9 protein-coding genes are annotated in these 9,738 nt (G+C 75.0%); 7 read left to right on the forward strand and 2 right to left on the reverse strand.

Annotation, left to right across the window (positions count from 1 at the left end; genetic code table 11):
• Window positions 1-4: 4 nt before the first annotated feature.
• Window positions 5-1,444 carry a sensor histidine kinase gene (locus OO57_RS23805; protein WP_033254656.1) on the forward strand — a complete coding sequence of 480 codons (1,440 nt, stop codon included), beginning with the start codon at window positions 5-7 and terminating at the stop codon, window positions 1,442-1,444.
• Window positions 1,445-1,450: 6 nt separating this feature from the next.
• Here the strand turns inward: OO57_RS23805 and OO57_RS23810 are convergent, their stop codons facing one another.
• Window positions 1,451-2,476, reverse strand: coding sequence for a TAXI family TRAP transporter solute-binding subunit (locus OO57_RS23810; protein ID WP_033254657.1), 1,026 nt, complete (start codon window positions 2,474-2,476; stop codon window positions 1,451-1,453).
• Between the two features lie 73 nt (window positions 2,477-2,549).
• On the opposite strand from OO57_RS23810, the gene miaB reads away from it, so the two are divergent.
• Together miaB and OO57_RS23820 are read left to right on the forward strand one after the other, a co-directional pair.
• Window positions 2,550-4,040 carry a tRNA (N6-isopentenyl adenosine(37)-C2)-methylthiotransferase MiaB gene (miaB, locus tag OO57_RS23815; protein ID WP_106974086.1) on the forward strand — a complete coding sequence of 497 codons (1,491 nt, stop codon included), beginning with the start codon at window positions 2,550-2,552 and terminating at the stop codon, window positions 4,038-4,040.
• Between the two features lie 174 nt (window positions 4,041-4,214).
• Window positions 4,215-4,907, forward strand: coding sequence for a hypothetical protein (locus tag OO57_RS23820; RefSeq protein WP_033254670.1), 693 nt, complete (start codon window positions 4,215-4,217; stop codon window positions 4,905-4,907).
• A gap of 22 nt (window positions 4,908-4,929) precedes the next feature.
• On the opposite strand, the gene OO57_RS23825 is transcribed toward OO57_RS23820, so the two are convergent.
• Complete coding sequence (locus OO57_RS23825) at window positions 4,930-5,151, reverse strand: antitoxin (RefSeq protein ID WP_033254659.1); 222 nt, start codon at window positions 5,149-5,151, stop codon at window positions 4,930-4,932.
• A 108-nt stretch (window positions 5,152-5,259) separates the two neighbouring features.
• On the opposite strand from OO57_RS23825, the gene miaA reads away from it, so the two are divergent.
• From miaA to OO57_RS23845, 4 genes are all read left to right on the forward strand, one after another.
• Complete coding sequence (gene miaA, locus OO57_RS23830) at window positions 5,260-6,237, forward strand: tRNA (adenosine(37)-N6)-dimethylallyltransferase MiaA (protein WP_051778157.1); 978 nt, start codon at window positions 5,260-5,262, stop codon at window positions 6,235-6,237.
• Window positions 6,238-6,489: 252 nt separating this feature from the next.
• The gene (locus OO57_RS23835) at window positions 6,490-6,975 is read left to right on the forward strand and encodes a hypothetical protein (protein WP_033254660.1); all 486 of its coding nucleotides are present in this window, start codon (window positions 6,490-6,492) and stop codon (window positions 6,973-6,975) included.
• Window positions 6,976-7,035: 60 nt separating this feature from the next.
• Entirely contained in the window at window positions 7,036-7,914 is an 879-nt protein-coding gene (gene dapF / locus OO57_RS23840; RefSeq protein WP_234337471.1) for a diaminopimelate epimerase, read from the forward strand.
• Between the two features lie 176 nt (window positions 7,915-8,090).
• Window positions 8,091-9,738 (forward strand): RelA/SpoT family protein (locus OO57_RS23845; protein WP_033254673.1); only part of this gene is annotated, 1,648 nt, incomplete at its 3' end.

The raw sequence follows: 9,738 nt of genomic DNA on the forward strand, positions 1-9,738 counted from the left end.
CACCGTGCGCAACCGCCTGCTCGGCATCCTGATCGCCCTGATGGCCTGCGTGCTGGCCGCGCTCGGGGTGCCCCTGGCCTACCTGATCGCCGCCTCCGAGCAGTCCAAGGTGGTCGTCGACCGGATCGACGACGCCGCCCGCTTCGCCCAGGACCTGCCCACCCAGGGCCGCCCCAGCGCCAGCGCCGTCAAGGGCGACCCGCAGCCCGGCCCCGGCGACAACGGCCGGCTGTACGCCCTCACCAGCGAGGCCAGCCGCTACCACGAGCTGTACGGCGTCCGGATCGGCGTCTTCCAGCGCGACGGCAGCTCCGTCGCCGTCGCCCCCGCCGACTGGCGGCCCCCCGCCGCCGGGCCCGGCCGCCAGGCCTACCAGGAGGCGCTGGCCGGCCGCCGCAGCCACAACCCGCCCCAGGTCTGGCCGTGGACCCCCGACCGCACCCTGGCCGTCGCCCTGCCCGTGGTCCGCGACGGCGACGTGGTCGCCGTGGTGCTCACCGAGTCGCCCACCAGCGGGCTGCGCTCGCGCATCCTGCACCGCTGGATGGTGCTGGCCGGGGGCGAGGCGCTCGCCATGATCGTCGCCATCCTGCTCGCCGTCCGGCTCACCGGCTGGGTGCTGCGCCCCGTCAGCACCCTCGACCGGGCCACCCACGACATCGCCACCGGACGGCTCGGCGCCCGGGTCGCCCCCAGCAGCGGACCGCCCGAACTGCGGCGCCTGGCACGCTCGTTCAACGACATGGCGGACCACGTGGTGCTCGCCATCGACCAGCAGCGGGCCTTCGTCGCCGACGCCTCCCACCAGCTGCGCAACCCGCTCGCCGCGCTGCTGCTGCGGGTCGAGCTGATCGGCCTGGACCTGCCCGAGGGCCACGAGGAGGAGCTCGTCGCCGTCCGCGAGGAGGGCGCCCGGCTGGCCCGGGTGCTCGACGACCTGCTCGGCCTCGCCACCGCCGAGGGCTCCCGGCCCGAACCCGAACCCGTCGACCTGGCCGGACTCGTCCGCACCCGGGTCGACGCCTGGGCGCCGCTCGCCGAGCAGCGCGGCGTCGCGCTGCACTGGGAGGGCCCGCCGATGGCGCACGCCTGGGCCGACCCGATCGGCTTCGGCAGCGCGCTGGACGCCGTCCTGGACAACGCGCTCAAGTTCACCCCGGCCGCCAGCACCGTCCGGGTCGGCCTGCTGATCGGCAAGGACGAGGTCACCGCCACCGTCACCGACGCCGGACCGGGCCTCACCGAGGAGGAGCTGGCCCGGGTCGGCGACCGGTTCTGGCGCTCCTCCCGGCACCAGAACATCGACGGCTCCGGCCTGGGCCTGTCCATCGCCCGCACCCTGCTGCTGGCCGGCGGCGGCGGCCTCGACTTCGCGGCCGCCGAGCCGAACGGCCTCACCGTGCGGCTGGTGGTGCCGCGCCGCCGCCGCTGGCCCGGCGCCTGACCGGGGTCAGGGCTTCACGGACAGGTAGTAGCGCTCGGCGCCCTCGTGCAGCGGCAGCGGGTCGGTGTACACCGCGGTGCGCAGGTCCACCAGCTGCGCGGCGTGCACCCGGCGGCCGATGTCGTCCCGGCTGTCGATCACCGCCCGGGTCAGCGCCTCCACCAGCGCCGGGTCCACGTCCGCCCGGGTCACCAGCAGGTTCGGCACCGCCACCGTGGGCACCGCCACCCGCTCCGGCTGCACGTCCGGGTACGCGTCCGCCGGGATGGTCGCCGCCCGGTACGCGTCCACGCCCGGGCCCGCCTGCTGGTGCAGCCGGTCCGACAGGTCGCCCATCGGCACGATCCGGATCGGCATCCGCTCCGAGAGGTCCGACAGCGCGGTCGTCGGCAGGCCGCCGGACCAGAAGAACGCGTCCAGCTGCTTCGCCTGCAGCTCGTCCGCCGCCTGGACGACGCTGACCGCGCCCGACCGGACGTCCCGGTCCGGGTCCAGGCCCGCCGCCTCCAGCAGCCGCCGGGTCACCAGGTTCACCCCCGACTTCGACTGCCCCACCCCGACCCGCAGCCCCCGCAGGTCCGCCACCGAGTGCACCGGCGAGTCGGCCGGCACCACCAGCTGCATGTAGTCGTCGTACAGCCGGGCGATCGCCCGCAGCCGGGGCTTCTCCGGGCTGTCGAAGGAGGCCACCGCGTCCGCCGTGGCCACCGCGAAGTCGTCCCGGCCCGACACCAGCCGCTCCAGGTTGTCCATCGACCCCTCGGAGTTGTCCAGCTGCACCTTCAGCCCCGGCAGGTGGCCGCCCATGTACTGCTGCAGCAGCACCCCGTAGCGGTCGTACACGCCGCCGACCACCCCCGTCGCGAACGCCACCCGGCCGTGCGGCCCCGAGGCCGAGCGCGCCGAGGACGCCCACCAGCCGCCCGCACCCCCGGCCACCAGCAGCAGCACCGCGGCGACCCGGGACAGCCGGCCGCGCAGGACGGCGCGCAGCCCGGCACCCGGACGGGGGGAGAGGTTCGCAGCAGCCATGCCGTGGATACTGCCAGCCCCCACCGCCCGGCGGGAGGCCCGCCCCGCTGCCCGTACCCTTGGCCCTGTGGGTATGGAGGAGAGCTTGCGAACTTACAAGGTCGTCACGTACGGCTGCCAGATGAACGTCCACGACTCCGAGCGCCTGTCCGGGCTGCTGGAGGAGGCCGGCTACGCCAAGGCCGACGGCGAGGGCGACCCCGACCTGGTCGTCTTCAACACCTGCGCGGTCCGCGAGAACGCCGACAACAAGCTGTACGGCAACCTCGGCCGGCTCGCCCCCGCCAAGCAGGCCAACCGCGGCATGCAGATCGCCGTCGGCGGCTGCCTCGCCCAGAAGGACCGCGAGACCATCGTCCGCAAGGCCCCCTGGGTCGACGTCGTCTTCGGCACCCACAACATCGGCCACCTGCCCGCCCTGCTGGAGCGCGCCGCGGTCGAGCGCAAGGCCCAGGTCGAGATCCTCGAATCGCTGGAGACCTTCCCCTCCACGCTGCCCACCCGGCGCGAGTCCGCGTACGCGGCCTGGGTCGCGATCTCGGTCGGCTGCAACAACACCTGCACCTTCTGCATCGTCCCCGCCCTGCGCGGCAAGGAGGAGGACCGCCGCCCCGGCGACGTCCTCGCCGAGGTCGAGGCGCTGGTCGCCGAGGGCGTCGTCGAGGTCACCCTGCTCGGGCAGAACGTCAACGCGTACGGCTCCGACCTCGGCGACCGGGAGGCCTTCGGCAAGCTGCTGCGGGCCTGCGGCCAGGTCGAGGGCCTGGAGCGCGTCCGCTTCACCTCGCCGCACCCGCGCGACTTCACCGACGACGTGATCGCCGCGATGGCCGAGACGCCCAACGTGATGCACCAGCTGCACATGCCGCTGCAGTCCGGCTCCGACACCGTCCTGAAGGCGATGCGGCGCTCCTACCGGCAGGAACGCTTCCTCGGCATCATCGAGAAGGTCCGGGCCGCGATGCCCGACGCCGCGATCTCCACCGACATCATCGTCGGCTTCCCCGGCGAGACCGACGAGGACTTCGAGCAGACCCTGCACGTGGTCCGCGAGGCCCGCTTCGCCAACGCGTTCACCTTCCAGTACTCCAAGCGGCCCGGCACGCCCGCCGCCGACATGGCCGACCAGGTGCCCAAGGCCGTGGTCCAGGAGCGCTACGACCGGCTGATCGCCCTCCAGGAGGAGATCTCCTGGGAGGAGAACAAGAAGCAGGTCGGCCGCAGGCTGGAGATCCTGGTCGCCGAGGGCGAGGGCAAGAAGGACGACCGCACCGACCGGCTCTCCGGGCGCGCGCCCGACAACCGGCTGGTGCACTTCACGCGCCCGGAGGGCGGGGTGCGGCCCGGCGACATGGTCACCGTCGAGATCACCTACGCCGCCCCGCACCACCTCCTCGCGGAGGGCCCGGCGCTCGGCGTCCGGCGCACCCGGGCGGGCGACGCGTGGGAGAAGCGGCAGGCGGCACCGGCGGCGAAGCCCGCGGGCGTGATGCTGGGGCTGCCGAGCATCGGCGCGCCGAAGCAGGTGGCGGCCGCGCCGAGCGGGGACGGCTGCGGCTGCTGAGGGCTGCGCGAGCCGGGGCGGTGCGAAGCCGGGGGCGCAGGGCAGTGCAAGTTCGTGTCCTGCGTCGCGATCCGGCTGTGCGTGCTCGCTCGGCCGCGCCGTTCCTCGCGCCCCCGGTTTCGCGTTCCCGGGCTTCGCGTTCCCGGCCGGTGCCCTCCGCGTAGAGTGATCGACATGCTTGCTGCCGCCGCCGTGTGCCCCTGCCCGCCGTTGCTCGTGCCGGAGGTGGCCGCCGGTGCCGCGGGTGAGGTGGCGGAGCTGCGGGGGGCGTGCCTGGCGGCGGTGGGGGAGTTGGCCGGGGTCGACCTGGTGGTGGTGGTCGGGGCCGGGGAGCGGGCCGGGGTGTGGACGGAGGGCGGGGCGGGGTCGCTGCGCCGGTACGGGGTGTCGAAGGCGGTGCGGCTGCCGCTGGGCGGGGTGGACGGTCCGGAGCTGTCGCCCGCGCTGACGGTGGGGGCGTGGCTGCTGGAGGAGGCGGGCGTCCGGGTGCCGACGCACGCCGTCGCGGTGCGGCCGGACACGGGGGCGGAGCGGCTGCTGGGCCTGGGCCGCGGGCTGGCGGAACTCGCCGACCGGGTGGGCCTGCTGGTGCTCGGGGACGGCAGCGCCCGGCGTTCGGTGAAGGCGCCCGGGTACCTGGACGAGCGGGCCGAGGGGTACGACCGGGCGGTGGCGCGCGCGCTGGCCGGGGCGGACGCGGCGGCGCTGGCCGGGCTGGACGCGGAGCTGTCGGCCGAGCTGATGGCCGGGGGGCGCGCCCCGTGGCAGGTGCTGGCGGGCGCCGCGGAGGGTGCCGCGCTCAGCGGTGAGCTGCGCTACGAGGACGCCCCGTACGGCGTCGGCTACCTGGTGGCCTCCTGGTGCTGAGCGCCGGGCGCCGGGCGGGGCGTCAGTCGTCCTTGGGCTTGGCGGCGAAGTCGTCGCGGGCGTGCTTGGTCGCCGAGGTGCCCTTCACGATCTTGTCGGAGTACTTGTGCTTGGTGGCCTTGTCGATCGCCTCGCCGGTCTTGTCCACCATGCTGTCGAGCTTGTCGCCGTGCTTCCCGGCCAGTTCGCTCGCCTTTCCCTTGAGTTCCTCGGCCTTGCCCTTGAGGTTGTCCATCAGGCCCATGGGTGCGCTCCTCGCATATCGGGTCATTCCCGTACCGGATATAGCTGATCCTCCCCGGTCGACGGCGGTGCGACACGGCAGGTGCCCGGCTTTTGCGAGACTGGTGGGGTGAGCGGTTCCTCTTCCTCCTCTTCTGCGCGCCCCGACGTCCTGCCCCGGGTGGTCTCGGTGGTCGGCGCGACGGCGGCCGGCAAGTCCGACCTGGCGGTGGCGATCGCCCGGGAGCTCGGCGGGGAGGTGGTGAACACCGACTCGATGCAGCTCTACCGGGGCATGGACATCGGCACCGCCAAGCTGACCCCGGCGGAGCGGGGCGGCGTCCCGCACCACCTGCTGGACGTGTGGGAGGTGACCGAGACCGCCTCGGTGGCCGAGTACCAGGCGCTGGCGCGGGCGGAGATGGACCGGCAGCTGGCGGCGGGGCAGGTGCCGGTGCTGGTCGGCGGCTCGGGCCTGTACGTGCGGGCGGCCGTGGACGAGATGGAGTTCCCGGGGACGGACCCGGCGGTCCGGGCCCGGCTGGAGGAGGAGCTGGAGCGGGTCGGCCCCGGCGCGCTGCACCGGCGCCTGGCGGGGCTGGACCCGGCGGCGGCGGAGGCGATCCTGCCCAGCAACGGGCGGCGGGTGGTCCGGGCGCTGGAGGTCATCGAGATCACCGGGCGCCCGTTCACGGCCAGCCTGCCGACCCAGCGGGCGGTGTACGGGGCGGTGCAGATCGGCGTCCGGGTGCCGCGTCCGGAGCTGGACCGGCGGATCGAGCTGCGGGTGGACCGGATGTGGGAGGCCGGGCTGCTGGACGAGGTGCGCGAGCTGGAGGAGGCCGGGCTGCGCGAGGGGCTGACCGCGAGCCGGGCGCTCGGCTACCAGCAGGTGCTGGCGTTCTTCGCGGGGGAGTGCACCGAGGACGAGGCCCGGGCGGAGACCGTGCGGGCGACCCGGCGGTTCGCCCGGCGGCAGGAGTCCTGGTTCCGCCGGGACGACCGGATCCACTGGCTGGACCGGCCCGAGGGCGCCGATCCGGTCGAGCTGCTGGGCCGGGCACTGGAACTGATCGACCGTCCGGCGGGGCCCGGCGAATCGGGCTGACCGGCGCGTTTCGGCTGCCGGACGGCCCGATCCGGCCAGGCTCGCGGCGTCTGCACCGGCAGACGCAGGTGCAGGAGGCACCGGCGGTCACGGCGGGATCACGTCCTGGCATCGGATCACCCGATCAAGCCGCGGGACCCCCTGCCGGGGTGTTGGTACGTGCCATCATCGGTAGCACCGAGGCCCGGCACGCGGGCCGGCCTCACCGCCCGCGAGCCCCGGAGCTCGTGTCGAGCCGTCAGGGGAGGCCGCGTGTCAACGGGTACCGGCCCCGAAACCGATGAGCTGCTCGGCGACGTCTCCGACGGGTCCGAGACGCTCCCCGAGCTCGCCGTCCCCACCACCTCGTACGCGGTGGCGCTGCCCGCCATCGACGACCTGGCCGCCGCGCCGGGCGTGGTCCACGAGCGGGACATCCGGCCGCGCCGCCGACTGCGCTGGTGGCAGATCCTGCCGATCGCCGCGACGCTGATGTTCGGCTCGCTGATGTTCGCCTTCCCGCTGGCCTTCGGCAGCGAGGGCGCGACCGCGATGATCGGGATGCTCGGCCTGCTGATCTCCTCCGCCTCGGTCGGCTGGGGCGCGATGGCCGCCCGCCGGGCCGGCTACAAGTGGCCGGGCGTGCCCCGCCGCGGCAGCGCCGAGCGGGCCGGGTGGAAGGCCATCGTGCTGTACACCCTGCTGGCCGCGGCGGCGGTGGCGCTCGCCCTGTGGCGGGTCGTCCACCTGCGCGGCTAGGCCCCGCCGGGCCCCGCACCGCGGGCCGGGCGCCCGACGGCCCCCGTTACCATCGGCGGTGTGAGCGAGCGCAGCGGAATCAGCGGAACGGCCTTCCTCAAGGGGCACGGCACCCAGAACGACTTCGTGATCGTCCCGGACCCGGACGGTCGGATCGACCTGTCGGCGGACACCGTCGCGGAGCTGTGCGACCGGCGGGCCGGGATCGGCGCGGACGGCGTGCTGCGGGTGGTCCGCTCGGCGGCCGAGCCCGCCGCGGCGGGGATGGCCGGGCGGGCCGAGTGGTTCATGGACTACCGCAACGCGGACGGGTCGATCGCCGAGATGTGCGGCAACGGGGTGCGGGTGTTCGCCCGGTACCTGGTGCACGCCGGGCACGCGGAGCCGGGCGCCCTGGCGGTGGCCACCCGCGGCGGGGTGAAGGAGGTGCGGATCGCCGAGGACGCCCCGGACGGCACCCCGGGCGAGGTCACCGTGGACATGGGCCGCGCCGTCCTCCCCGGCCCGGACGGCATCACCGTCACCGTGGACGGGCGGACCTGGCCCGCGCTGAACGTCAACATGGGCAACCCGCACGCCGTCGCCTTCGTCGAGGACCTGGACCACGCGGGCACCCTGCTCGACGCCCCGGCCACCGCCCCCGCGGGCGCGTACCCGCAGGGCGTGAACGTGGAGTTCGTGGTGGACCGCGGCGAGCGGCACGTGGCGATGCGGGTGCACGAGCGCGGCTCCGGCGAGACCCGCTCCTGCGGCACCGGCGCCTGCGCCGTCGCGGTGGCGGCGATCCGGCGCGACGGCGTCGACCCGGCGGCCACCGGCGAGGCGGTGCGCTACACGGTGGACGTGCCCGGCGGGCGGCTGGTGATCGAGGAGTTCCCGGACGGCCGGATCGAGATGACCGGCCCCGCGGTGATCGTCGCGGAGGGCGTGCTGGCCTGACGGCAGGTCAGCGCGATGCGGCGTCAGCTCCCGCTTCCCACCGCGCTCTCCGGTTAATCCGCCCGTTCGGGTGATCCGGGTGACAGAGGGGAAGCGGGGGCTCGCGCAACGTGCTCTGCTCGGTAGCATGGACCACCGGGTCGGCCGTCGCTCCGGTGTTGCTGCCGGAGGTGCAGATGACCATCCGCTCCGAGTTGGCGGGCTCGCCGTCCAAGCAGCAGGCGAGCCGCTTCAGCCGTGCGGCGCTCGGCCGGGCCGGCCGGGCGGCGCTGCTCGCCACCGGGCGGACGCCCGTCCCCGACGCCATCGAGCCGATCGTCCAGGCCCACCGGGTGCACCACCCGCAGGCCGACGTACCGCTGCTGACCAGGGCGTACCGCCTCGCCGAGGAGAGCCACCGCGGGCAGACCCGCAAGAGCGGCGAGCCGTACATCACCCACCCGCTCGCGGTGACGATGATCCTCGCCCAGCTCGGCGCGGACACCACCACGCTGGTCGCCTCGCTGCTGCACGACACCGTCGAGGACACCGAGGTGACGCTGGAGCAGGTCGCCGAGGACTTCGGCCCCGAGGTGGCGTACCTGGTCGACGGCGTCACCAAGCTGGAGAAGGTCGACTTCGGGGCCGCCGCCGAGCCCGAGACCTTCCGCAAGATGCTGGTCGCCACCGGCGACGACGTCCGGGTGATGGTGATCAAGCTCGCCGACCGGCTGCACAACATGCGCACCATCCGGCACATGAAGCCCGCCAGCCAGGTGCGGATCGCCAACGTCACCCGGGACGTGCTGATCCCGCTCGCCGAACGGCTCGGCATCCAGGTGGTCAAGGCGGAGCTGGAGGACATCGTCTTCGCCACCCTGCACCCCGAGGAGTACGAGCACACCGGCGCGGTGGCCGGCGGCTGGACGGACGGCGTGCTCGCCCCGTTCGCCGCCGAGCTCGGCCGCCAGCTCGCCGAGGCCGGCATCCCCTCCGCCGTCACCGTCCGGCCCCGGCACCTGGTCTCGCTGCACCGGGTGATGATCAAGCGCGGCGCCGGGCCGGACGGCGCCGGGCTGCGGCCCGCCGACTTCGGGCGGCTGCTGGTGGTGGTCGAGGAGAACGCCGACTGCTACGCCGTGCTCGGCGAGCTGCACACCTGCTGGACGCCGCTGCCCGGCGAGTTCAAGGACTTCGTCGCCGCCCCCAAGTTCAACCTGTACCAGTCGCTGCACACCGCGGTCGCGCTGCCCGGCGGCGAGGTGGTCGAGGTCCTGGTCCGCACCCGGCGGATGCACGAGGTCGCCGAGACCGGCGTGGTCGCCCTCGGCGACCCGCGCGCCGCCGACCGGCAGGGCGCCGCCGACGACCCCGAGGACCGCACCGACCCCGCCCGCCCCGGCTGGCTGGCCCGACTGCTCGACTGGCAGCAGGACACCCCCGACCCGGACGCCTTCTGGTCCGCGCTCACCGCCGACCTGCGCGACGACCGCGAGATCACCGCCGTCACCGAGGACGGCGCCACCCTGCACCTGCCGGCCGGCTCCAGCTGCCTGGACGCCGCCTACCTGCTCGGCGAGGAGACCGGCCACCGGTGCATCGGCGCCCGGGTCAACGGCCGGCTCGCCGCGCTCTCCACCGAACTGCGCGACGGCGACGTGTTCGGCCTGCTGCTCGCCCCCGACGGCGAGGACAGCGGGCCCGACCCGCAGTGGCTGGAGTACGTCCGCACCCCCGGCGCCCGGCTCGCCGTCGCCCGCCGCCTGGCCGCCCGCCCGGCCCCCCGCCCGCCCGTCGCCGAACTGCCCGGGCAGCCCGCCGCCGGCAGCGCCCCCGCCCCCGCCG

Source organism: Kitasatospora phosalacinea, from assembly GCF_000717185.1.
GTDB classification, from domain to species: domain Bacteria; phylum Actinomycetota; class Actinomycetes; order Streptomycetales; family Streptomycetaceae; genus Kitasatospora; species Kitasatospora phosalacinea_A.